Annotated in this window: 32 protein-coding genes; 25 read left to right on the forward strand and 7 right to left on the reverse strand. The window is 47.7% G+C overall.

Annotated elements, in window-relative coordinates; genetic code table 11:
- Window positions 1–130 precede the first annotated feature (130 nt).
- Entirely contained in the window at window positions 131–2,788 is a 2,658-nt protein-coding gene (traN, locus tag HV318_RS23465; protein ID WP_007372250.1) for a conjugal transfer mating pair stabilization protein TraN, read from the forward strand.
- A gap of 44 nt (window positions 2,789–2,832) precedes the next feature.
- Here the strand turns inward: traN and HV318_RS23470 are convergent, their stop codons facing one another.
- The 7 genes from HV318_RS23470 to HV318_RS23500 form a co-directional block, all read right to left on the reverse strand.
- A complete protein-coding gene (locus HV318_RS23470; RefSeq protein WP_007372251.1) occupies window positions 2,833–3,603 on the reverse strand; it encodes a putative periplasmic lipoprotein in 771 nt (256 codons plus the stop codon).
- Window positions 3,604–3,730: 127 nt separating this feature from the next.
- Window positions 3,731–4,261, reverse strand: a complete 531-nt coding sequence (locus HV318_RS23475; protein ID WP_007372252.1) for a FlhC family transcriptional regulator — start codon at window positions 4,259–4,261, stop codon at window positions 3,731–3,733.
- A 2-nt stretch (window positions 4,262–4,263) separates the two neighbouring features.
- A complete protein-coding gene (locus HV318_RS23480; protein WP_016241572.1) occupies window positions 4,264–4,794 on the reverse strand; it encodes a hypothetical protein in 531 nt (176 codons plus the stop codon).
- Window positions 4,787–5,347, reverse strand: coding sequence for a transglycosylase SLT domain-containing protein (locus HV318_RS23485; RefSeq protein ID WP_016241571.1), 561 nt, complete (start codon window positions 5,345–5,347; stop codon window positions 4,787–4,789). Before HV318_RS23485 ends, HV318_RS23480 begins: the two co-directional genes overlap by 8 nt.
- 29 nt (window positions 5,348–5,376) lie before the next feature.
- Window positions 5,377–5,907 (reverse strand): hypothetical protein, encoded by a 531-nt coding sequence (locus HV318_RS23490; protein WP_016241570.1) that lies wholly within the window; start codon window positions 5,905–5,907, stop codon window positions 5,377–5,379.
- Window positions 5,908–5,921: 14 nt separating this feature from the next.
- Window positions 5,922–6,944: a ParM/StbA family protein gene (locus HV318_RS23495; RefSeq protein ID WP_007372253.1), complete on the reverse strand. Its 1,023-nt coding sequence runs from the start codon at window positions 6,942–6,944 to the stop codon at window positions 5,922–5,924.
- Window positions 6,945–7,790: 846 nt separating this feature from the next.
- Window positions 7,791–8,054, reverse strand: coding sequence for a hypothetical protein (locus HV318_RS23500; RefSeq protein WP_128297794.1), 264 nt, complete (start codon window positions 8,052–8,054; stop codon window positions 7,791–7,793).
- A 73-nt stretch (window positions 8,055–8,127) separates the two neighbouring features.
- Here HV318_RS23500 and mobI point away from each other — a divergent pair, with 73 nt between their 5' ends.
- The 24 genes from mobI to HV318_RS23620 all read left to right on the forward strand — a co-directional run bounded on the left by mobI (window position 8,128) and on the right by HV318_RS23620 (window position 23,747).
- A complete protein-coding gene (gene mobI, locus HV318_RS23505) occupies window positions 8,128–8,559 on the forward strand; it encodes a conjugative transfer protein MobI(A/C) (protein WP_016241569.1) in 432 nt (143 codons plus the stop codon).
- An 876-nt stretch (window positions 8,560–9,435) separates the two neighbouring features.
- Window positions 9,436–10,125: a hypothetical protein gene (locus tag HV318_RS23510; protein ID WP_009652897.1), complete on the forward strand. Its 690-nt coding sequence runs from the start codon at window positions 9,436–9,438 to the stop codon at window positions 10,123–10,125.
- 594 nt (window positions 10,126–10,719) lie between these two features.
- Window positions 10,720–11,283 (forward strand): hypothetical protein, encoded by a 564-nt coding sequence (locus tag HV318_RS23515; protein WP_007372259.1) that lies wholly within the window; start codon window positions 10,720–10,722, stop codon window positions 11,281–11,283.
- Between the two features lie 12 nt (window positions 11,284–11,295).
- A complete protein-coding gene (locus HV318_RS23520; protein ID WP_016241566.1) occupies window positions 11,296–11,712 on the forward strand; it encodes a hypothetical protein in 417 nt (138 codons plus the stop codon).
- Between the two features lie 121 nt (window positions 11,713–11,833).
- Window positions 11,834–12,085: a hypothetical protein gene (locus HV318_RS23525; protein ID WP_007372261.1), complete on the forward strand. Its 252-nt coding sequence runs from the start codon at window positions 11,834–11,836 to the stop codon at window positions 12,083–12,085.
- A gap of 15 nt (window positions 12,086–12,100) precedes the next feature.
- Window positions 12,101–12,373 carry a hypothetical protein gene (locus tag HV318_RS23530; RefSeq protein ID WP_016241565.1) on the forward strand — a complete coding sequence of 91 codons (273 nt, stop codon included), beginning with the start codon at window positions 12,101–12,103 and terminating at the stop codon, window positions 12,371–12,373.
- 13 nt (window positions 12,374–12,386) lie between these two features.
- The gene (locus HV318_RS23535) at window positions 12,387–12,770 is read left to right on the forward strand and encodes a hypothetical protein (RefSeq protein ID WP_007372262.1); all 384 of its coding nucleotides are present in this window, start codon (window positions 12,387–12,389) and stop codon (window positions 12,768–12,770) included.
- A 62-nt stretch (window positions 12,771–12,832) separates the two neighbouring features.
- Window positions 12,833–13,537, forward strand: coding sequence for a hypothetical protein (locus HV318_RS23540; protein WP_007372263.1), 705 nt, complete (start codon window positions 12,833–12,835; stop codon window positions 13,535–13,537).
- 168 nt (window positions 13,538–13,705) lie between these two features.
- Window positions 13,706–14,878 (forward strand): hypothetical protein, encoded by a 1,173-nt coding sequence (locus tag HV318_RS23545; protein WP_048213837.1) that lies wholly within the window; start codon window positions 13,706–13,708, stop codon window positions 14,876–14,878.
- Between the two features lie 792 nt (window positions 14,879–15,670).
- Window positions 15,671–16,006 (forward strand): hypothetical protein, encoded by a 336-nt coding sequence (locus HV318_RS23550; protein ID WP_007372266.1) that lies wholly within the window; start codon window positions 15,671–15,673, stop codon window positions 16,004–16,006.
- 147 nt (window positions 16,007–16,153) lie between these two features.
- Window positions 16,154–16,747: a hypothetical protein gene (locus HV318_RS23555; protein WP_007372267.1), complete on the forward strand. Its 594-nt coding sequence runs from the start codon at window positions 16,154–16,156 to the stop codon at window positions 16,745–16,747.
- A gap of 92 nt (window positions 16,748–16,839) precedes the next feature.
- Window positions 16,840–17,106, forward strand: coding sequence for a hypothetical protein (locus tag HV318_RS23560; protein WP_007372268.1), 267 nt, complete (start codon window positions 16,840–16,842; stop codon window positions 17,104–17,106).
- A gap of 108 nt (window positions 17,107–17,214) precedes the next feature.
- Window positions 17,215–17,673: a hypothetical protein gene (locus HV318_RS23565; protein ID WP_007372269.1), complete on the forward strand. Its 459-nt coding sequence runs from the start codon at window positions 17,215–17,217 to the stop codon at window positions 17,671–17,673.
- Between the two features lie 35 nt (window positions 17,674–17,708).
- Window positions 17,709–18,185 (forward strand): hypothetical protein, encoded by a 477-nt coding sequence (locus HV318_RS23570; RefSeq protein ID WP_007372270.1) that lies wholly within the window; start codon window positions 17,709–17,711, stop codon window positions 18,183–18,185.
- Between the two features lie 74 nt (window positions 18,186–18,259).
- Window positions 18,260–18,535 (forward strand): hypothetical protein, encoded by a 276-nt coding sequence (locus HV318_RS23575; RefSeq protein ID WP_007372271.1) that lies wholly within the window; start codon window positions 18,260–18,262, stop codon window positions 18,533–18,535.
- Between the two features lie 114 nt (window positions 18,536–18,649).
- Complete coding sequence (locus HV318_RS23580; RefSeq protein WP_007372272.1) at window positions 18,650–18,922, forward strand: hypothetical protein; 273 nt, start codon at window positions 18,650–18,652, stop codon at window positions 18,920–18,922.
- A 154-nt stretch (window positions 18,923–19,076) separates the two neighbouring features.
- Window positions 19,077–19,382 (forward strand): hypothetical protein, encoded by a 306-nt coding sequence (locus tag HV318_RS23585; RefSeq protein WP_016241563.1) that lies wholly within the window; start codon window positions 19,077–19,079, stop codon window positions 19,380–19,382.
- 12 nt (window positions 19,383–19,394) lie between these two features.
- On the forward strand, window positions 19,395–19,688 hold the full coding sequence (locus tag HV318_RS23590) for a hypothetical protein (RefSeq protein WP_007372274.1): 294 nt from the start codon (window positions 19,395–19,397) through the stop codon (window positions 19,686–19,688).
- Between the two features lie 94 nt (window positions 19,689–19,782).
- Window positions 19,783–21,855 carry an ATP-dependent DNA helicase DinG gene (gene dinG, locus HV318_RS23595; protein WP_016241562.1) on the forward strand — a complete coding sequence of 691 codons (2,073 nt, stop codon included), beginning with the start codon at window positions 19,783–19,785 and terminating at the stop codon, window positions 21,853–21,855.
- A 20-nt stretch (window positions 21,856–21,875) separates the two neighbouring features.
- A complete protein-coding gene (locus HV318_RS23600; protein WP_016241561.1) occupies window positions 21,876–22,196 on the forward strand; it encodes a hypothetical protein in 321 nt (106 codons plus the stop codon).
- Between the two features lie 87 nt (window positions 22,197–22,283).
- The gene (locus tag HV318_RS23605) at window positions 22,284–22,706 is read left to right on the forward strand and encodes a hypothetical protein (protein WP_024196082.1); all 423 of its coding nucleotides are present in this window, start codon (window positions 22,284–22,286) and stop codon (window positions 22,704–22,706) included.
- 81 nt (window positions 22,707–22,787) lie between these two features.
- The gene (locus HV318_RS23610; protein WP_007372277.1) at window positions 22,788–22,952 is read left to right on the forward strand and encodes a hypothetical protein; all 165 of its coding nucleotides are present in this window, start codon (window positions 22,788–22,790) and stop codon (window positions 22,950–22,952) included.
- Window positions 22,953–22,978: 26 nt separating this feature from the next.
- Entirely contained in the window at window positions 22,979–23,374 is a 396-nt protein-coding gene (locus HV318_RS23615; RefSeq protein ID WP_024196081.1) for a hypothetical protein, read from the forward strand.
- A gap of 181 nt (window positions 23,375–23,555) precedes the next feature.
- Window positions 23,556–23,747: a hypothetical protein gene (locus tag HV318_RS23620; RefSeq protein WP_016241560.1), complete on the forward strand. Its 192-nt coding sequence runs from the start codon at window positions 23,556–23,558 to the stop codon at window positions 23,745–23,747.
- The last annotated feature ends 81 nt before the right edge of the window (window positions 23,748–23,828 follow it).

The raw sequence follows: 23,828 nt of genomic DNA on the forward strand, positions 1-23,828 counted from the left end.
CAGTCTGTTTAATACGCTGCCTGCTTAATCCTTCATTTTAGTAGCTTCGCATAGAAATGCTGGCTGACGAAATTTAGTTACCGAGATCTCTGATTTCATAATCAGTAACCACGACAAAGGTGATCATAGAATGAAAAACCTTTTCCGCAAAAAATGGTTTTACAGACCACTCTGCACAATAACGATGTTATGTCACCTTGGTGTTGTATCCTACGTGCCGTATGCCTTTTCAGCAACGACCCAGGAAAACGTTACATCTGCCACTAATTTCTATAAAACACTGCCGCAAGTTTCAGCTACGTCAAATGGTACGGTTCAGTATGGAAAAGGCCAGGCCGTTGATTTGAACTCTGCTTATCCAAATCAAGGTTCATCAACTTCACTGGATAGCCTGAAAGGAACCTACGGAGATGACAGCAACACGCTAAAACTGGGCAATACAACCAACGCCAATCTGAAAACCGAAAATTCACTGCGCGGCGAAGCTTACCGAACGCTGGTGGGCTCAACGAAAACTACAGCAAACATTAAACCTGATGATTCCATCTTTGATGGCCATAAAGACTTCCTGGAGAATCAGGATAAGTACATGCAAGATCTTGGTGATTGTTCTATGACCAAGACCATGACGAATAAGGACACCGTCAACCATATCCCTGATTATCGCGAATGTACCCGTACCACAAGTGTCAGCGGCACATTCACCCTCTACCATCCTTACGTTGCCGGTATGCTCTCGCATTATAGTGGCGCGGCGAACATCGGTTCTTGCGGCACTAACTGCATCGAACTCTGGCTCGGGACTGTCGGTGATAACTACTGGGACGGCAACTGCACAATATTTGAACAGGCAATGGCCGTCACTGTCTACAATCCCCAGGCAGTTACCAGCGCCAAGATCATCAGGGCTAAATGGGATGATTACATGCAGATTTATGTCGGTGGTACAGATAGGGGTAGTTTGGTTTGGGCAGGGCCAAAAGGTTTAAACGTCTTCCCGCCAGAGACATCAGGAGCCTGTGAATTAAAAACAAGCTGGGATCAGTCGATTAATGTAGATGTAACAGCACAAATCCGAAATACCCCCCAAAATGGCGTTCTTAATTTCAAAAACCGTGTGTCAGTGACTGGCAGCGGCGAAGGTTATGCTCTCATTTATATTTACTTTGACCCAAACAAAATTATCTCGGATAACGCCTGGACTGTTGATAAACCTGAACAATTCGATACGTTGCTGAAGGCCATCAACGCCGGGTATTGCCAGAATTACACGGTAACCTGCCGCGAGACAGTCATTCCTGATGCAAATGGGTGCGCAACCATAAATGGCGCACGTATCTGCGAAAACCAGCTTGCTAAGCCGCCGATCGGAGGTCTCTCACCTTTCTGTAAGTCTGCAACGGTAGTTTCCAACTGCGGAACCGACGGTGGCGTTAACAATACTTGCAAGCAGTACGATGCAAACACTGCATGTAAATTCATTAAGTCCACTTGCATAACAGGTGCGGAGGGTGACAAAAATGGGTGCTGGCAGGCAACCGAGGTATGGGATTGCGGAACGGATGTCGTTGTACCCAATACCTCCTCCACCGATACCTATACTTGTCCTGGCGCTGTGCAATGCCTTAATGGGTCTTGCCTACAGCCTTCTGCTGAACCAAGCGGCGATTTCAACAAAGCAGTTGCAACTCTTCAGGCCGCAACTTACGCATTGAATGAAATGAAGTGTGGCGATGATACTGACGAAACCAACCGTTCCTGCACTCTTTTTAAAGGTGAGTCTGCACAATGTAAATCGGCGATGGGGGGATGGGTGGATTGTTGTGATCAGCCCGTAGATGTCAGCTGGATTCAGTATTTGCAGTTGTCCTACTACACTCTAAAAATTGCTGATGCTGTCTCTGTAAAAGCCGGTATGTTCGAACAGGGAAAAGGTATTTTTGACATGGGTTCCGAACTTATGACTAATGCCATCGATACAATAACTCGACCAGCTATTTCCGCTTTCAACAGTCTGGTTGGGTCGGCAGGTACTGAAGCGGCTCAGCAAGCTACAGAAGCAGGTTTGTCCGGTTTGATGAATCAGGCTATAGGAGCGCTGACGAAACAAGTTGCTCAATGGACTCTTGATACCTTCGGCCCTGCTGCGACGAATCTGATATTTGAAAGTGCGGCCTCTGGCGGTGGCGCAGCCGTAACATCGTCTGGCCTGGCTACATCTGTTCAATTGTCGTCAACTATTGTTTCGGCAATATCCGTGGTTGGATATGCTTACATGGCGTACCAGATTGCTAATATACTGGTCAACATCATCTGGGCTTGTACTCCTGATGAATTTAAGCTTGCCGTTAAGAAAGAAACAAAATTGGCCGTGCATATATCCAGCTGGTGTGAAACAAAGTTTCTGGGTGTCTGTATCGAGAAACGGTCAAGTTATTGCACGTTTGATTCTCAGATTGGTCGCATCATTCAGGAACAAGGGAGACCAATGTTAGGTATCGGCTGGGGGGATAAAAAGAACCCGGATTGTCGACCACTGACGTTAGAAGAATTTGGACGGATTGATTTTAACAAACTCGATTTGTCAGAGTGGATTGGTTCACTTTACGAGGCGAAACTTTTACCTAAAGCGTCGGAAATAAATCTGGATAAGATAACCGGTAAAGGAAACGTATTGAATATAGATGGATCTCGCCAGAACTCCCTGGAGCGATTCCAGAGCGGTGTTGACAGTATCGATGTTGATGCGGCGAAATCTAGCACAGAGGCTGTTTTGAAAACTCAATAGCTTTGCAGGATAAGAAGCCCCGACTTTATGTCGGGGCTTTTTTTTTACTTTCTGAACAGGTATTGCTTACCGTCACTGAATACCATTGGTTCATGTTCAGGAGAGCCTGGTAAGAACAGAGCCCGCTGAGCACCCAGTTCTTTACTCATTTCTTTAACCAGACCTACGTTAGAGGCTCGTGTTGCATAGAGGTTGAAGCAGTCATTACCGATAATGAATGTCACCTGACCGCTGGTGCTGATAGGTGGTTTCGGCAACGTTGGAGCTATATCAGCATACGATACCCAATCACCGTTCGTCGCTTTCCGACGAACTGCATTTTCAACAGCACCGCCTTTCCCCTCACACATCCCACCAACTTTGTATCCATCCATCCGGGTTAGTGTTTTCCAGAAAATCGCATTGACCTCACGCTCATTATCTTCCTGAGATTTACCGTTCCATGACGCGACACGCACCACGCCATCAACAATAGCAGTAGGCTGTTGGGCCGTTAAAACAGACAGCACAGGGATGAAAGATGTGTGTGTCGCGAAGCCCGCAGCCACATCGGCCACTCCATTACCTCCCAGGTTGGTTACACCTTTTTCACCAGCCTTAACCGGGGTTTTGAGAGGGACAAGCTGCCCATTGGACGCGAAACCGTTATAGATAAGGTATTGATCGCCAGCATCGGTGATCTGACGTAAATCCATCGCTCGGGCAAATTTCAAAGCATCAGATGGATTGCTGTCAACCGGCATAGCTGGTGGTTGAGAAGCCGCGCAACCAACTAACATCAGCGATACCAAAGCAAGACCAGAGATTTTCTTCATTTTATTTTCCTTGGGACACCAGTAGGTTTGTTATTCAATACTAACCCGACTCATTCACGTGACGAAGTATCCAGGCAATAAAAAAGCCCGTTAAAACGGGCTTTTTTATGAAATTTAACTTAGTCACTTACGAGCTTTCATTTTCAGCTTCTGTATCAGAGCAGAACGGACAAATATGTTTTTTCCGTGGACGGTCACAACTCTGCGGTGAAATAAATGAAAGATCGCAACGGTAACACCTTACCATACGTATTTCTTCAGCTCGAAAATCACGAGCAAGAGTCCAGGCCTCGTTGGCATCAATCATCATTTTCGAGGCTTCTTCCGGGCGGAATTTAAGGTTTAGTTCCCGGTAGATTTCGAACGCACTCACCACATCAACGATGTTGTCACTGTTGTTTGGGTCTTTCGAACGACGCAGATAGATGCTCATAAAATTGGTTGCCTCAACCTTTTTATGTGTCGTATTGAGCAGCGTCTCTGAATGTTTAAGTCGTCCGATTGATACATCACTCAGATGGAACTCTTTTCGCAAAAAATCAATAACACGGTCACTTGCATTAAGCGAATGCACAATGATCTTTCTACGAAATCCTAATTTTACCATTTTCTGTGTTAAAGCAAATTTATCTTCATCCCGGACAAGAGCAGCCTTCATAATCAATTACTCCAATGAGAATAGCGCGACTGTAAGTAACCTGTTAATTCTAAGGTTGGGTTGGGGGCTCCAATAACTGTACTGAAGTCACAATCTACTAAATCGGCAAATGGACGAATAGGTTTAAAATATATTTTGCCGGTTATGATTGCATCGATTGTTTGTGCATCATCCATACGTTCGACAAGCTGTACGGTTTTTTCATTATCAAACCAGTAGAACGTTTGGGCAACAGTCCCCGTATTAATGAAAACACGAACACTGAATACCAGCAGGGCAAGCCGTAGGATGTATGAGTCATGACGAACGAATTTTTCTACCTCAGTAGATATCTTGCGCTCGGGATCATGACAGATATTAAAGATGGGCAAGTCATACTTCTCCATCGATAAAGCGAGCTTGGCCTGATTAGATTTCTCTATCAAAAATTCCCGGTCTCCTTCTGCTAACTCAAAAGGGCTTTTATACAACGATTGCGCACGGGTAATAATTGAGATGGCAGTCTGTAGAAAATACAAATTTTGATTAATCATTTTCGATAAGCCTCTTCCATACGCGTAATACGCGCTGACCATATTCACGAGCCTTGCCTTCCAACTTAGGGTTTTGAGTGTTGTATCCACCTATCGCCAGTTCTATATCGCCAGGGTTAGCTTTGATGGCTGCACACAAAGTCTTTGCCCCGATTCGGATGTTTGTATCGACATCCAGGAGTTCTTCAGGATGGTTAACATACTGTCCGTTCCAACGAAAATTAATTTGAACGATTCCAATATCTGTTACCGGAGTGGCTGAGAGATAGCGGGCTAGCGCTCTCTTTGCATCTTCATAACTTGTCGGGTAATACGACCCATAAACATAGTTGTTCAATGCCCAGGGGCTGGGAACAACATACCCCTTGGTTCCTGCATTATTTTTACTCTCGGTGAGTGCCACCGCGTAGAGAAGGTACGGATCGAGGCCACACTCTTTCTGGGAATGCTTTTCCCAAGAAGTGCCACGAAGATCTACAAGCCTGGCGTTCGTACTCGTGCAGTAAGCAGCACATAGTAAAGCGAGCACCAAACTCTTCGTTGCTATCTGCATTTCCCCTCCCCACAAACCCTACAACGGCATCAACTTATGCGAACACGCCTTGGTGTAACCTTTTCATTAACGCCGCTATCTTGATTGTCGCCTGTCTCCCCAACGCCCGATTTATCTCCAGGATTGGGATCCGGTATTTTTCCAGCAATCTCAGGCTTACTGGTAAGGTTCGCCGTCGATAACTGGTCATCTTTAACTTCGAACTCTTGAATATCACTGCCCACACAAAATGGCGGGCCTGTATTGACTATATCGTTGCTAACCACGTGACGAAATTTTGGTTCAGTGTCCTCATTTACTTTGGGTAAGTGGCCGTCTCTCTGACTAGTCATCAGACCAGTCTCATTTTCTGTATTCGGCCCACGGACTGATTTCTTCTGTTCTGATTTACGTTTTTTTGAAGTCTCACGGACGATACCGGGTATAAAACTGTCACCTGCTAGCAATGCTCGGTTTGCCAGCGCCAATAGTGAACTGCTGCGCTGGCCAGACTGTTTTGATTCCAGATAATTAATCAGCTCTGGAAACAGTATTGGATTAATCGTCACTCGAACTTGCATGAAACCCCCTTTGCTCAATCATCGCCGTAAAGCATCAAGTCAACGCCATAGTTCCAGAAACCAATGGCATTACTGGCAACAGGCAACGGGCTCGATACGATCCTGGCTCGGGGGAATTCTTCTCGTATGGTCTGTTCGTAGAACCTTGTCCCACCACCGGCAGCTGCAATGATATGGACTGGCCCGAGAACCCTTGTCGATTTTCGCAACTCTTTGACTACATCACTGGCGATGGAGGGAATAGCTTCTTCAAGCAGAGGACGTAGGGAAATGTGGCGGAACCCATTAAAGAAAGACTGCTCATTGTTACGGAGAGCGATTTCAATAATTTCTGGTAGATCATCAATTCGCTCTTCCGGGTTATCGGCATTAAGGCGGTTCACAATGCTTTCGATAATTGCACTGGTTGCTTTTAATGATGAACCTGAAGAGCCTGATACCCTGCTTCCGCTCTTAAAGGCGATGTAGTCCATCGAGAAGAAGCCAGGGTCAACCACGAGAATGGTCGACTTCTCTAATTCTTCCTGACTGATAAGGCCCGGTCTGTTAACGATGTCATTGATGACACCAACGCCCTGCTGAAGAACGAGGCATTTTTTAACAGTCACTGTTTTTCCTGGCGCAATAGTAAACGTACCGGTGAGCCTCGCAGTCAGTTTCGCGCGTTCACTTTCATTAGCAAGACGGACAGGTAAACCAGTTACTACCAGGTCGATTTCATTGCCTGCTTTAGCAGTGATTTTATCCAGTGAGGCCAGATATAGTGCCAGGTACATTTCTGTCATGTGGTAACGGTCATGCAGCTCACGCGCATCGGGGCGTTCGGTAAAAGCCCGCCATTCTTTACCTCCTGGGTACACCAACACTTCATGTTCGCAGCTACGCTTTACCAGCCGCACATCATCTACTGGCTCATTCGTAGCGTAGGCCGGATAAATACTGACTGTGGGTTTGTCATCCGCTGAATCCCCTACAGCAATTTTTACATTGCTGTATCCAATATCAATTCCGCAGACAACCAATTTGTCATTGCTCATTCGTTAACCCTGCAAGTTAAAAATGAATTACTGCCACTCCGATAACATTTGAGCGCCAAAAAGGGGTTCGCACTAACGTAAAGAAAGGTGGCCTCCCTCTGTCAACGTCGGGAATTAACCGTTAACAAGTTGTAACATGGTATTCAAACGATCATCGATTACCATTTTTTTTATCGGCAAAACGTCCCCATTTTTGACATTAATAATGGCTAGATACGGACGTTTAAAATGTCAGATATGTACATAAATGCTGCATGAAACTGGACGTCATATATGGCTAAATCCGGCCCTAAAAACCTTAACCCCTAACCTAAATCAGACTGAGGAAATTAGGTGGTAATGTATGAGGGCAACACATTTAGATTGGCTTTCCGCCTGGGGATTTCGCGGAGTATATATACTAAAAACACATGCTTCGGTGAGGTGAATTAAGGTATGTTGTGGCGATTACTCAAGGGTACACTTCGTGAAAATTTTACTTAAGCACAAGTTATAATTTCACTTAAATATGCATATCTCCCCTTCACTTCCCCCCCAAAAAAACTCTCTCAAACTAGTATATATACCTACAAAATGTGACATAAATCACTATGAAGTTACTGTGATTTAGGATTGATCCTGAAGACGGAGGGAGGTGATGGAAGTTTCAGCTGCGTTTGCCATTGTATTCTCCAGAAAGGTAACAAAAAGTGGAAAAGCCAGAAACATAAGTTTCTGCCATATCATATAGCGACTCTACATAATCGTTTACTAAGAGGTTTGTGCAGCGGTGGGCGTCATCCCGTTAATCGCCTCTACATTAGGGGAAGTAAGTTTCCATTATATTCCCCAGAAACCTATTAAAAATCAGAAATGCCCAGAAACGTAGTTTTCTGCCATATCATATAGAGATTGGCAAACTGCTTGATTAAAATAAAATGGCTTGATAAAAGTACCCGTACAGATAGATATTAATAGCTCAATCACCAGATTGCCATTGTATTCTCCAGAAACATGCAAAAAATGAGAACACCCAGAAAGATACTTAACTGGAGAATCAATCTTTCCTGTTTTGGAACTGAAAACTAAAAATCGAACCTGAAAAGGAGTTTTCTCTTTCTCCAGAAACATAGAGTTCTGGCGTAATAATAGAGATTCTCTTTTTTGGGGTTAAGTCCTAATCAAAAAACATCGAGGTGGTTTTATGCAACTCGTCGGGTACATCAATGATCTGGAAAAGGCTCGTGATGCGGTTGATTCAGCCGCAGAACTTCTGTTTAACGAGGCCAATAGTCTTCGGGAGGAATACTGGGACAAAGCTATTGCTGATGACGAGAAGGCACGGTACAGCTTTAACGTAACCAGGCAAGGAACAACTATCAGGATCCGCTGGGCCAGATTGACACCTTTGCGCAAAGCTGGTGGAGGCATTGATCGTGTCGTTCCCAAATACCTACCTCTCAACAAAGGCGAATCATATCCACCAGCGAAATTTAAGGATGCAAGCCAGCGAGAACTTGCGCTTATCGAACTGTATGAAGGTCAGCTTATTTGGTTGCGTGATGAGTTACGAAAAAACCGTGCAATTCGGCAGGCACTTTCACTTCGAATAACTCACCTAAGAAAACAGCTTTAGAAATACAAACCGCTCTGGAGTAAACATAACGGATATACATGAATACCAGGCGATGACCTGGTATTTTTGTTAGTGAGCCTTCAGGCGATCTGTTAGTGAGCCTTCAGGCGATAGCGGACTTATCGCGGCGGAAATGAATCAGGATGATCGCAATATGATCGCGAGTGTTTTCGCCCGGGTATGATCGGGTGGGAATGCAGCGGACTATTTCGCGGGCGCGAATATGGAAGGTAAACAAAGCGGAAGCGATAGCGTCGGTTTTCTCTATTTTTACATCGGGAGGTTGAGCATGGTAATAATCAAACCGCACGATGTCGGAGGAAAGATGAATTTCCTCCGGGGGTTTTTATGGGCAACCGGAGGTTGCCCTGGTTTTAATCGCCGGGGAAAACCAAAAGTGAATAACCAACATGGTTTTCCTCCGGGGGTTTTTGTCGCGGCGAGTACCGCTTAGAAATTGTGATCGGCTATCGAAACGGACAATATGAAGTCGATACCCTCGTTCGGAATAACTTCCCTCCCGATACACGCGTAAACAAAACGAAACCATTAACAAATTATCGCTCAGATTATCAAAGTGGATCATCTCCGTCTCATACCAGCCAAATTCCCTTGTAAACCGATCTGTATTCGCAAAAGGATCCGTTATTGGGATAAAACCACGCCAGAATCGCCTCAGAACGATTCTGAGCTTATCCCCCTGGTATTTTCACGATCGGATTGATTAAAACGCGCCTGAGCGTTTTGAGCGCGTTTTGTAGATCGACATATCTGTAAATTTCCTGAGTATGGTTTGGCTATGCCCTGATTTTGTTCCGAACGGGGAAGCCGTTATGATTAGGTCTGAATGTAAAGCACTTGTAGAGGTGATGCGGTATGAGTCACGAGCGCATTGAGGTTTTTGGTGATGGAGGCAGCTGGATAGCCGAAAGGCTTAAGTCATTCAGGTTAACGATCTTGGGTCAAAGTGAGTCGTTGTCTATCGTCAGGAACCCGACTGACAATTCTGCCTGGGTGACTCACGATGATACCGGCCTTGTTTTATGTCCCCTCCATGTTGATGGTTCGTTGGCCCCGGATATCGCTGAAGCTACTGAGACGGTGGAGAAATACATCTCCCGAGTGAGCCCTGCGGGAATATCAGCACGGATAAAGCAAGCCCGTAACCACCTGGATAGAATTGCCGCACCGGTAGACTCACGTTCTGCGGCAGCACTGTTAAGACGTGGCGGAATCCCGATTCTCTCACTGCGAACCACGGAATATCTGAAGTGGTACGAGTTGTTAGCGAGACTGGCGAAAGGTCAGGCTCTGTCACCATCCATCTGGGTGGATAACTACCTTGCCGGTGATACACCAGAAAGTGCATGGGCTAATGGACGCGGACTCTATGAGTTAATCAACAATGGGAATATGACATCAGCCAATACGATTTTCCCGGTCTGGTATTCTGTAGCTCTCGCACTGGGAAGATTCACAACAGAAGAACTACCTGTGATGAACGCCTGGCCGAGCTATTGTGATGGAACCCGTGTGGAGAGTTTTATCCAGTTGTATCGTGATTAATTCTTATTCATATGTCATATGATTAACGCTAAAGAAGATCTGCGGTAAGTCTGGCCGTTACCCGGAACCCCGGGACAGACCGAAACTTGCTTTCGGGTTGTCTCGGGGTTGGCCGAGCGAAGCGCTGGCAAGCACCACACCTATTTTGAGGAGAAGCCAATGTTAATTTCGTATAAGAGCAAATTGAAATTAGGATCTATCGCACTATGTTCATTTGGTGTAGGTATGGGCGTTATGCTATCAAAAACCGTTCCACTATCTTTAAGCGCTGTAGTAGTACTCGCCTTTTTCTGGTTACTCTCAATCATTTGTTTAGGGGTTGCTGCTTTCTTTTGTTCCGATTGAAATTGTGTAGTTCATACAGTACCCCGAATAATCCCCGCCTTTGTCAGTAGATAACCGTGAGGCAGACCGAAACTTGTTTTCGGGCTGTCGAGGGGTTGGCCGAGCGAAGCGCTGGCAAGTACAGACCATATTGTTCCCCCTGCATTTCTCATCGCTAAATTCTTTCTTGAAATATCGTCAGATTCCCTGTTTGTCACCCACCAGCCTCATGTTGTTATTGACCTAACTGCCATTCAATGGGAAGCAACAATGTTTAATTTAATCGCGAAGGCTAAAGAAGCAGGTTATCAATTCTGGATCAGTGCCTCCAAGGTACTGACAGTTACTACCGGAACCGAGATGGGGCTGACGATTATTAAAACTGTAACTGATATTAACCCTTGCTTGCTGGTGGCGGAGTTAATGAACCTTGGGATCACGTTATCCCCAGATAATAATTATTTCTGCTGGTTGGATAGCGAAGGTGTCCTTTGGGCCGTTGACCGCCACCATCTCTATCGAGGAAATACAGGGGAGCATGGGGTAAACTGGGATGTCGTCTATCATCACGGCATGGTAATTAATACCCCTGAGCAGGCATCCATCCTTTTCAAAATTCCCCACATTGGGCGCTTTACTGCCACTGTAATGTATAGCGCTGGCTATACACCCGACTGGGCTCTTCCAGCCTTTGTTGATTTTTCTGGTGAACCGGATCATGAAACAATACTGTCGTGGTTATCCGAGGTAGGCATTCGTAATGCAGGAATGCATCTCGAAGATATTGAGTTTCTTTCTGTTGAAGAAAATCCCGACGCTTATATCTCTCTTTAATGAGGTCTCTGTATGTCAAACGTTAAACCTTATTCCTGGGTAGTTCGCTTCGATGTTGCTCCTCAGTGGGTAGCTGACGGCTTTATCATGACAGATACCACAGCTCTCGAAATGCTATCTGATGTTATCAACTATGCAAACGATCACGAACTTGCCGCATTGGTTATTTCAGCACCCGATGCAGAAAGAATTTCCGAGGAGCAAGGCTATTTGGCTTCTAACAATGCGGAGCTAATGCGTCAGGTGCTAATCGGCTCACCGCAGGCATATGCTAAAGCATCTGTGGCAAATACCCTGCTAAAGGCTATAACCGCACTTGAGCAAACGCAGGATAATAAGCAGGTCGTTAAAGAACTGCATTCCAGCCTCGCTTTACTGACGGGCAATAAGCCTATTTCGGACATTATCTGGTTTCCAACCCCAGAATAATTCTTTCATAAAGAGCTTAAATCTTTAGCTCATTTATTTATGGATTTTCTATTCGTCAGCCACCCAGCGTGTGTTTAACTGAAGTTAGTAAACAAAACGAAAAACATACGCGGGGTGATTTATGAATACTGCAATTCATCAAGTACGAAATAACGTTCGTCGCACTACATCTGCACGTCCTGTTTGTTATCCAGTTCGCCCGCAGACAGAGAAAGAACTTTTTTCTGTAGGCCGCAGCCTCTGGTATCGCTACACCACTTCATTTGGCCCGTGCCGTGAAGTTCACCATCATCATGTGCAGCAGCTTGCACACCTGGTGGGTAAATCTGTTGGCTATGTTGAACATGCCATTAATCATTACCTCACGCATTGAACGAGGCGGCTTAATATGTCTACTCAAATCTATTGTGCGGTGCTTCGCCATTTCATGATGATGGCTGCATCCTCCCAGCACTCATTGATTGTGCTGAAGCAATTATATAACGCAGAGATTTCATCGAAAGCTCACCTGGCCGGTCTCTCCGTGTCCGAAGCTGAAGCGCTCCTGGCTCTACCATCCACCAGCTGGCGCAAACGCGATGATGTAATTCATGAGCTGAACATTCGCCTTAAGCAACTCACTAGCGTAGCCACACCGCCAGCTCAACAAGTCGCAAACTGAAGGAGTCTATAACATGCTGCCATTTCTCATTTTGCTGTTCTGCTCATCGCCTGAGACGGCGCGAATGATCCTAATCTACGCTACCGATGAATCTGCGGCCCGCCTCCAGGCGCTTGAAGATTTCGCACGTCTGAATGATTCGGGTTTTGCTGCTTCCGCCCAAACCCCATATGAGTGGGAGAATCCTCACGGTGACCAGCTCTTTATTGAGTCGGTATACCCGGTTCCATCCGGCGATTTATCTGCTATCCGCCGTATGCTCGGGGATGACGATGCCCCATATACCGACAAGCACCTTATTGCCGGTTTACTGGAGGACAGCCGACGTATCCAGATGATTGAACCGAATGCCGGTACTCTTTCTCGTATTGCTCAGGCAGAGCAGTACCTTCAGTAGACTTGTGTTCCGACCGCCCACCAGCAGGTGGGCTTCGGGCTAATTTCCTGTACGAGGTATGTATGCAAGGTACACCACGCTGGTGGCAGAACGGTCGTCGGGTGCAGGCCGTTCTCGCAGAGAATCAGACCGCAGATGTAAGGCTCAATATCGGCCCAGAAAATGACTTCTGGTTTACTGATGATGGTAATAATCCTGTTGCTGTGCTTAGGGTTATCGGCCCGGTCTGTCCACTGGATCCGCTAAAATTCACCTCCAGTATCACTGATGTCCTTCCTGAAGATGTCCATAGCTATAAAAAAGCCCTTCAGGAACACCAGATGATAAACCGGCCTGTCTCGTTCTATCTTGCACTTGCCGATGCCTGGTTGCTTGTTAACGAACAGCAGCCGGTTTACCAGTTCCGCATCCGAAACCAGTACAACGGCATGACTACTGAATGGAATTCCGTTGCCCGGGACAAAGTCATTGAAGTGATTAAGATGCAGCCGGAAACCGCTGAATTCCGGGTTCTCGTCCCATCGGCTCCTGAGCCTGCTGCGAATGCCCGGCAGTTGATCTCAGAAATTGAAGGTCTGCGTGAAGCTATTGGGAAACTCTACCCGGCAAATACTGATGTACGTCGTATTGCCAGAAACAGCGGCTGGATGCATGTATACGACGACACCAATGCCAAAATGAACTTTGCAGACAATGCCAGAAATACCCCTTATCTCGATGCCTTTGTGACTCAACTGCATCTCTTCCTCACAGATGATCGAGAGTAGATGTAAAACCTCCCTGAATCTTTCTGCTCTAACCAGCGCTGTCATATAGCATTTTTTTGACGGCGCTGCCGGTTGCGCTTTTATCAAACATGGTAAATACATTGTTTCATGCTGTCTGGCTCCCGGGCGCGGAGTTATCGTTGATGGAACCAAGTTGAGATATTCGAAATGAAAAGACCAACGGCACATAAAAATGACCGTCTGCCGGTGCGAAGATCTAACCCTACAACGCCTCAAGCAAGAGAGCGCGTTATTGCCGGGCTGGTGGCCTCAGCTACATCTGACTTCGTCTACCTCGTTCAGTGGCTGAAATCAGGAAAGCAGAACGGTGACCCTCTACAGCTATCCAGATGGGATAGCCTGAGAAATGCAATAAGCCACCTTGAGACGCTTGATGCTGGTGTACAACCTGACTGGCGCAAAGTCCTCACCCTGGTGTCGCGGGAAATTCATACCAGCCATAATGTCCAGGCGGTTGTTACTCCTCCGTCTAAAATCGCCGGTGGTATACTCAGCAACCTTAACGACATCAGCCAGAAGATAGCGACCGGGCTTGCTTCCCCTGACATGCTCGGCAGGCTCGATTATATGCTTCAGTTGACCGCAGGCCTGGCAGGTGGTGATGATCTGACGCAAAGCATCCGTAAGGTTTCAGACAGTGCAGAAAAAGCCCTACGTGGTTATGACAAGCCGCAGGCAAAGGCCAAAACGCCTAAACCGGCCCCACCAGCTCCTGCATTCCGGGATGATCAGACGTTCAGGCAAGAGTGTGCGCCACTGATTGGGGTTGATGACCTCTTTGTTCTGGCTAATTGCCTTATTGCGATGTCCGCCCGCCTGGGCCGTTCTCCTGTCAGCCTAGCGAAACGCGCAGCGGGTTTAAAAGGTGTGATTAAACCCGATATGCTGGCTGACCTGCTGGAGCTCTTACAGCAGGACGTGGATCTGACCGCCCTGGCCCCGCCACCCAGGGTTAAAGACGATAATAGCCGCAGTGATGGAGGTAAGCTCGTCGGTTTAACCGGGGTCGTCGAAGGTGGCGCGTCAATCGGTGCTGAAGCGCAGCGTATCATCACCGCAGAACTGAAGAAGCACTCGCCGCTCACTTCGGCGCAGCGCGTATCTTTCGATACCGCCCGTGCGGGTCTGGCGCTGGAGAGCGATACATTCCGGGTTATTGAAGAGATCAGACGTATTGCAGCATCACTCAACTGGAGACCGCTGGCTGTCGCGGCCCATGCCGCGCATAAATCGCCTGGTATCCGCCCGGAGATTGCCGGGGATGTGATCACGTTGCTGGCGCAGGATGAGGCCTTAACCACCAGCAAGCCTAGCCGTTAAGTACCTGCCGCGCTGACTACAGCTTACCTCGCGATATTGCACCAGCAGCTCAGAAATAATACCGGTATAAACGTCCGCGTTTTGCCGGTATTTTAATTCGCCCTATTTTTAGAATTAGCGATAATAGCGTTGCTTATTACGTATTTTTACACTCAGAAACCTTCGTCACATGAATAGGGTATGGTTCACTGAATAGACAAAGACGTTAAATCTGGTCAGCTACAGAAAGGAGGATTTATGTAAATGCTCTCGTTACGTTCAAACTCTTAAAAAACTGCCGCGCCTGCCTATATAAGCCAGGCTGTAGACCTGAAGTCTACAAATTTAGCGTTACTGACAATTCACAATCCAGTGAACCGGCCCACACTAAGGAGGTTATATGCGAACGCGTAACTTTAAATCTGAGTCTATGTAATCTGATCAGCTGGCGCTGCCGAGAATGGCGGACTCCGCTACCCCGGTGATAGACCGGGGTAGCAGGAAGAAAGAGTAACGATTTACCGGTTTTAAAACCAAATTTTCGTCAAATGGGATACAAGCGCCCAAGGCCGGTTCCCGTCTGACAGACCGAAGTTGTGATGTGTGCATCGCCCCCCTGGAAGTTGTTTTATTGAATTGCTGTGTGTAGTTTTGCGGGGATAATACCCCGCTTTTTTTTTGCTTATTCTTCTTCGTCACCCCACCTTCCTGTGCCATCATACGTATAGAAAATAACTTTTCACTTCTGACCCTTTTTCAGTTGAAGTCTTATGATTTGATATTCCGCTAATACACACACATTAAGGAATGAAAATGAGCAACGATATTCATAACAAAATTGCTGATGCTTTAGCTTCTGTTGGTTTAAAACTTTCCGATGGATATACCCGGGCCGCACTCTTACTGAAGATGAAAGGTTCAGTTAGTCTCAATTTTGCTGTTGATGGCAAACCTGTCACTGTCACTCTCCATATGACTGAATCGGGTGATGTTACTGCTACCACTGATTATGACGATTCAACCGCTACTGCCGCAGCAGCAGCCGCAGCCACTACAACGCCAACACAAGAGTCGGTGGAAAAACCAGCAGAAGAGTCGGTGGAAGAGCCAGAAAAAAGTAATACACGAAAAGGCCCAAGGCCTAAGTAATAACTGCGCTGGAACTACATGTTGGCATAATTATAAATATCAAAACTGGCGGGGTTAAATCCCCGCTTTTTTATGCCCGATTTCCTTCGTCACCTGAATACCCCGTGAGACTATAAGTAAACAAAACGAACAACACGGGGCAACGCCATGACCACCAGCAAAGAGAAAAATGTATTCTACGTTCACTACTATGAATCCGACTCCAGTGGTGGCGAACTGCCACTGATGCGCATTGAAGCGGAGAACGAAGATGAAGCCAACCTGATCTGTCTTCGCAACCTCGCGGATGTTTATGACGTTGATCATGACGACATCAGTCTTGAAGACGGCTTCGAAGTGAACGGCAATAGCGTTTATCTGCAAGGTATCTACCCGGCGACCTCAGAGCAGGCACTGGTAGTTGATGCGGTATTTAATATGACTTCTGTAGAACCAGTCGCTGAGGCTGTGACCGGCACGGCGGAATCCGCCTGCGGTATCAGCCTGGTCTCTGATAAGGTCTGGCTGGAAAGCTGGTTCGACCTCGAAGACAAATTTGCTGATCAGATGGCCCACGTCGCTGAAGATGACAAGTCTGATACACGCTTCTTGCTCTACCGTGACCAGGTCATCGATGTGCGTGAATGCGAGACATCTTCTGTCCCAGGCTGGGATCTCCAGTTCGGCTTGAGCGGCGGTACGCAGATGCTATTCATTCGCCTTTCTGATGATGGCGATCACGTTGCACTGGGTCTCGAATAACTGCTGCCTGCGCCCGGGCTTGTTTGCCCGGGTTGCTCCCCTCCCCTGAATCAAACCGAGTATCATGACATCATTCTGAGGAGTACCAGACGATGAGCGAAGTAAAGCACTTCAGCATCACGAAAACCGTTGATTTTTACATCAATGAAGCATCCCCGGAAATTATTGCGGGCCGCAGGATCTATCTGGAAACCGTATTGATTCCTCGCCTTCGTACCGGCCTTGCCGTGCTCAATAAGATGGGCCTGACCGAGCGTGAAGATATGGAGCTGCGCGATGTGTACCAGCGTGGCGTGGAATTTTTTGACAAATTGTTCGATGGCCCTGTCCCGCAGGCCAATACCACCACCAGCCACTAATCCGCAAATTTTGTCCTTTTTTTACCCGGCTCTGACTTCGTCACCCGGGTAACCAGTGATTTAATAAGTAAACAAAACGAACATACCAATAATCACTGGGGATGCACCATGTTTAAAAGTCTGTCTGAATTGATGACCAGCGTTGGCAAGACTGATGCGCATAAAGTCTCGATAGTCCAGGTTAAAACCGGTGTCACCTCGTGGGGCCGCAAAAACCAGTCATCCCGGCCTACGGCTGAATACCAGATCTGGATGGATACTCCTGACAACGACAGTCGTATCGTCCTGAAGCTGAATTTCGTGCTGAGTTCCCGCCGTAACCAGCCTGAGAAGAATGCGCCCCTGAATATTGAAATCAGCCAGTACGCTAACTGGGATACGGTGAAACGCGCCTGGGCGGAATGCGCTCCTGAACGCTATATGCGGCTGGAGAATGAAACGACAGATGAGTTTATGTCCACCAGCGGGGTCTGGGAAGAAGCATCCGTCATCACCAATGACATGCAGCCGGATTACCGCTACTTCTATCCAGGCACGTCCTATTACGTGGCAAACGACAGCTACTGAAGCCAGAAAACACACCATATAACCGAGGATCTACCATGACCGACGCTATCCAGACTGCCCCTGAAAGCTTCAGCCTTTCTTCCCTGACCGACCTGTATCGCACAGTGCAGGCAACCGAGTCCCACGCTCTTTCAATGATGCGTGTCCAGAGGGGGATCACCTCCTGGGGGAGCCGTCGTATAACTGACCGCCGAACTGAGGGGTTCACCGTCTTTCTGGATGCGCCGGATAACGCCAGCCGTATTACTGTTAAAACGGAGTTCGTGCTGAATGCAGCAAAGACCGGCCCTGATACGTCTAATGATCTGGTGGTGGAAGCGCGTGAACATTCAGGCTGGGATGAGAGCCGGAATTGTTTCACTGTTACCCGCGAGATCGGCGAACTGCGGGTTAATGCTGGTGGTGAAAATCATGCTGCTACACTTCGTCAGCTGTGGAAGCTGCTTCACGCGCAGGCAAAAGCCTACCAGTCCAGAAATACTGCCGGTAACGCCACCTGGCTTATGTTCTGATAAGCCCCGGGCATGGTAATGTGCGTCACGACATTACGCCGTGGCGCACTACGTTCGTTTAGAAGGAAATGAAGATGAAAATAAGCCAGCTGGAAGTCGGGATGAGTGTCTGGTCGGTTAGCCGGGTAAATATGGGCAACACCACACTTAAAACAGTTGTCGTCCACCCGGTCGTGATTGTCGAAGTCCATGATAACCACGTCATAGCCACCTGGAATGGTAACGCCCCGCGTCGTTTCGGTGAGTCCGTCGTTAAGGGCTGGAAGAAAGAAAAGCCGTTGCTGATCCGTGAAGGTTTCGGGCAAATGCGCCTGGCTACCAGGGAAGAGAAAGCGCTGGCTGGTAAGTAACCCCCTTCGTGACCTGTATGACCCGTGGTGTAATGGCTCCGACAACCTGGCAGTTTTCGCAACGCAACACTCTGCCGCAAATCACCCTCCACGGGGCCAGACAGGGAATACACGATGACCGATGCCATTCTCTCTGAAGAGCTGTACTTCAAATACCTCAACACCTACGAACGCGAAAGCAGGTTTCGCATTGACTCTTTTCGCTTTGATGGCGAGCCTCAGTGGACAACCAAATTCGGTCAAGCTCGCATCCGCCCTTCTCAGGTACGTGTACTGCTCTGCCGCTGCGGGGCAAACAACTGGAAAGACGATGGCAGGTTCGCCAATGAGTACTGCTGCGACAGCTGCGGACAGTTCGTGGAGGTGCTACAGCATAACGACCGTTGATTCGCGTCCCGGGGCCGGAGCTGATGGCTCACTGATAAACCATTTCAGACCGACATATTCATTCTGATAATACCCGACGTATCGCCTTCGTCACCTGCCGGGCCCGTGTTGTACTGGTATCAGTACAACATAAAACGAGATCACGGGGCGCATCATGCAGACACTGACCGACGTATTCAGCGATAAGGCGAATAAAGCCTTTCATTCGATTTTCGCCGATTTCCTGCCCACCAGCGCGGATGGGGTAATCACCTTTACGGTTCGCGGCTATGGCGGAAAAACTGCCTGCATGACCGTCCCCTCTGGAACCCCGGTTTTCGTCTTTGGCACTGAAGAGCTCGCCGACTTCCATCGCTCCGCCGTGGCGGGTGAATTCTACATCGTTGATCACGGTGGTTTCCGCACCCTGAATCAACAGGTAGAACGTGGCCGCGTCCCAGTCATCTACGACATCCTCTGAAGGGATCCGATTATGGCAATCGACACAGTTTACCGCCTGCGGCTCGATTTCGACGTGTATAACGGCGATGTCATCGACACCAAAGAGCAGGAAGACAAAGACCAGATCTCCATTGCGAAAATCACCCAATTTATCTTCGATGCCTCCGTTCGGCTCAAGCTTGATGCCTGCGAAACCAGCGATGGCGGGCCAGCACATGGGCCTTACTGTGTTCTTGAGCACTGCAACCGAGCTGTACTGGAACAGGCCGAAACTGAAATTAAACGCTATGTGAGACGCTTTAAAGGCCATTCACTGGAAGACTGATGAACCCGGTACATCCACCAGCATGAGGATGTACCTGACTTCGATAGCCGCTGCCGGGCTGTGCCTCCTGAGCAGCAGAGGACAAGGTACGGATATGCCAGACAATAAACCCCGGATGACTGCCGCTGAAATGACTGAGCGAGCCTATCACTTCTTCCTGGACGCAAAGGGTCTGTCCCCTCGTGCCGGGCAGGTAGACATGATGGCGTTTTGCAGCGCAGTCGTTAACGCTACCCCCGCTGAGGAGCAGTATCGCGTCGGGGTTATTGAGGCCGGTACGGGGACAGGGAAAACACTCGGGTATTGTCTGCCGCTGATCCCCCTGGCGATGGAAAAGCATAAGACGCTGATCATCTCCACGGCAACCGTTGCGCTTCAGGAACAAATCATCTCCAAGGATCTGCCAGAAATACAGGCGAGAGCGGGCCTGAGCTTCTCCTATGCGATGGCGAAGGGCCGTAGCCGTTACTTCTGCCAGATGCGCTGTGACGTTCATATGGAAAGCGAGATGAATGCCTATGGCTACATCCGCGATGATGTGGAGGATATCAGCAAGGCCTTTGCTGGTGGTCACTGGACAGGAGAGCGTGATTCCTATCCTGATGAGATCAATGAGGCGGTATGGGGTCGGGTCAATGCTATTGGCAGTCAGTGCCCTAAAAAGCGTTGCCCACATTATCACCGTTGTCCGTTCTTCCTCGCCCGCGCCCTGCTGGAGTCGGTGGATGTGGTTATCGCCAACCATGACATCGTATTGTCTGACCTGTCACTGGGAGGCGGTATTATCCTTCCCCCGCAGGAAGAGTCCATTTATGTGTTCGACGAAGGTCACCACGTTCCGCAGAAAGCAATTAACCACTTTGCGACCTCCGCCTCTCTCGATGCCAGCAGGCATTTCATGAGCGAAATCTTCGACATGGTAATGACCATGCCAGAGTCCTACGGCGGGACTATGGAAAAGCACGTGCAGCAGCTGGTGGAGCTTGCGGGCCATGCCGGTGATGAGCTCGGTGAGCTGCGGGGGACACTTTTACGCTCCCTGAACTGGCGAAACGATCACGAAATGCCAAATGGCACGGAATCGGACATCTATCGCTTCCCGGAAGGTTTCGTTCCTGAAGATATTGCGGCCCTGTTTAAGCCTGGGTTAAAGACAGTAAACGAGATGCAGAATATCGTTGTGAAAATGACGGCGATTGTAGATGAGGCCGGGCGGGATATCAGCGAGGAAGAACTGGCCCTTCAAAAGATGGCTGTCGGCGAGCTGGCAAATCGCCTGGCGGGTATGCATCAGGCTCTGGCCTCATACTGCGGGAATAAAACCGTCTCTGGTATGCCTATGGCCCGGTGGATTAACGTCCGTCGTACTAAACGCAGCACCGAAGTGGTGATTAATTGCAGTCCGGTCTATGCGGGCGAACACCTGAAATCCGAGCTCTGGTCGAAGGCTTATGCCACCATTGTGACCTCGGCAACAATCCGCTCCCTTAGCAAGTTTGACGCATTCCTGGAGCAGGCCGGTCTTCCAGTCGATACACCTACCCTGCTGGCCCGCAGCCCGTTTGATTACCAGAACAACGGCGTGTTGTTCATCCCCCGTATGCGCTCGGTTCCGACCAATCATGAAGAACATACGGCGGAGATCATCGAACTCCTTCCCAAACTGGTGCTTCGGCTTCAGGGTTGCCTCGTGCTGTTCGCCTCCCGCAGGCAGATGGAAGAAGTCAGCAAGGCGATGCCTCAACACATTTCACCGCTTCTGCTGATACAGGGGGCACTTCCAAAACGGGAAATACTGCTGCGCCATAAGCTCAGAATCGACCGTGGTGAGCCGAGCATTATCTTTGGTATGGCTTCTTTCAGTGAAGGGGTGGATCTGCCTGGCGTGTACTGCAACAACGTCATCATTGCCAAGCTGCCTTTTAGCGTTCCGACCGACCCGGTGGGCCAGACCCTGACGGAGTGGCTGGAGAAAAACGGGCGTGATGCTTTCCGGGAAATCTCGATACCGGAGGCCTGCCTCAAACTGACCCAGTCCGTTGGTCGGCTTATCCGCACAGAGAGCGATACCGGCGCGGTGACTATCCTGGATAAACGCCTGAAGACAAAAGCCTACGGGAAAGACATCCTCGCATCCCTGCCCCCTTTCAGGCGCGAAATTCGTTAATCAACAGTCGAGAGGTTGCTATGCATAAAATTGAATGCCCACGCTGTCTGGGTGGTAAGGGTGAGATCCGAGCGTTCCGGCACGTTCAAGGCGGTGTGTGTTTTCGCTGCAAGGGCCGGGGGTATGTCGAGGTGAAAACCATCCCGAAGCCTTCTATCCGGTTTGTTGCTATGCAGAAATGGGCAAATCCAGAGGACGTTAACTACAACAATGGGGATTTTATCAGGACGTTCTATTTCAAGGCCCGAAGTCAGGCTGAAGCAACAAAGAAGCTTCAGAAAAAACTCGGCGCGTCAGGTCGTGAGTTTTATGCCACTCCTGCGGATGATGTCCAGCAATAAATGGGGGCGTTTTGTAGTGGTTTATTCACTCTGAAATCTATCACTCTGGTTATGATTGGTTTCGAAACAAATGACAGGTGGTAACACATGAAAAACCAGGCTAAAACACAACATTCTGTTTTTAAGTTCATTCGAGCTGCGATTCCGGTAACAGTTCTATCGGCTATACAGTACGCTGTCATTTCTACATTGCTGGTGGTTGGAAAAATTGACCTTCAATGGTCGGAACTCGCTACATCACTTCCGTTATGTATTATTGCAATATTCTCAACAGCATTTGTATTTTACGACCCAAATGAATATGAGTACTTTCTTTCAGTGCTGGGAATGCTTACCGTTTGGGTTTTAGTGTTTATTGCATCAATACTCCTACTTGTAATCGCGCGAGGTTTTTCCTTCATCACAAGCAATTATGTAACATATGCTGAATTGGCTTCCTATTCCATACAGATAGGAATGATGATTGTATTTTACTTCAAGAGGGATAGTCTTAATCAACAGACCCTATAGATACAGTATTTCGCGATTAATATTATCATTGAACATTAACGCACAAAATTTACCCCCACGTCATACAAGGTTACCGATGCAATGAAAAATAAAATTATCGATGCAAAACTTGCATTTTTTAAAGTAGAGGGAACTCCAAGTACTGGTCACGTTGTGGTTATCGGGAAACCATCATCTGGGAAAAGTTTCTGCCTTACTGATGAAATAACGCGTTTGTTAAAAGCAGGTAAAAACCACGAAAATTAATTTGAATATTGCAAGCGGGGTTTGCTATGACATCAATTATTACCACTTTATATGAAAAACTTTCATTTCGTGTGCTCGCAGTTCCGCTGATTATTTTCAGCATTGAATTTTTGATATGGGCAGTGCTTATTCGAGAAAATGTTATATCCGGGGACTGGCCTTTGTATAGAACTTGTTTGTTCGCTTGTTTTTCCTCGCTGATTATAACTGGATTCACATTCCAGAATCCTGAAGGCAGTGATTTCCTAAAGGCAGCAGCAGGTCTCCTTGGATGTCTGGCCTTGGGGGGATTGATAATTATTATTTATTATATTGGCACTCTCGAATTTCCGATTATCACTGCCAAGATGGTTTGGATTTTCATGATGGCAAGCTTTACGTCTCAGCTTTTCACTTGCCTGATGAAATCGATGACTGATTAATTTGAAGTTCAGCAAAAACAATTGCAGAGCAAAGTTATTTATTCACTCATTTTGCGATCTAAGTATGCTTACGCTGAAGTAACCGAAAAGTACCTTTCTTGAAAAGTTTTTTCGGGATTTTAGGAGAAATGGATAATGGCATTCTCACTTACTTTCCATCAATACATTCTGGAGTAATAACATGTTTACTTTAGTTCTCGTGATTGGGCTTTATTCAAGTGGTCTTAATCCAAGTGGTGTCACCTCTCAGAAAATACCTGACTACAAAACCTATGATGAATGCCAGAGTGCCGCGCCTAAAGCAAAGCGTGGGGAAACTATCACCATCTTAAGTTATTGCATTCCCCAGCCTGCGGATAAGACAAAGGCGTAAAGGCTTCGCTATATGTGAATTATCGAAGGGGTGTCCATTTCATACCCGATTACTTCGTCAATTGTCGACCGGTGGGATAAT

The sequence above is a fragment of the Enterobacter sp. RHBSTW-00901 genome (assembly GCF_014103115.1).
GTDB classification, from domain to species: Bacteria; Pseudomonadota; Gammaproteobacteria; order Enterobacterales; family Enterobacteriaceae; genus Enterobacter; species Enterobacter cloacae_P.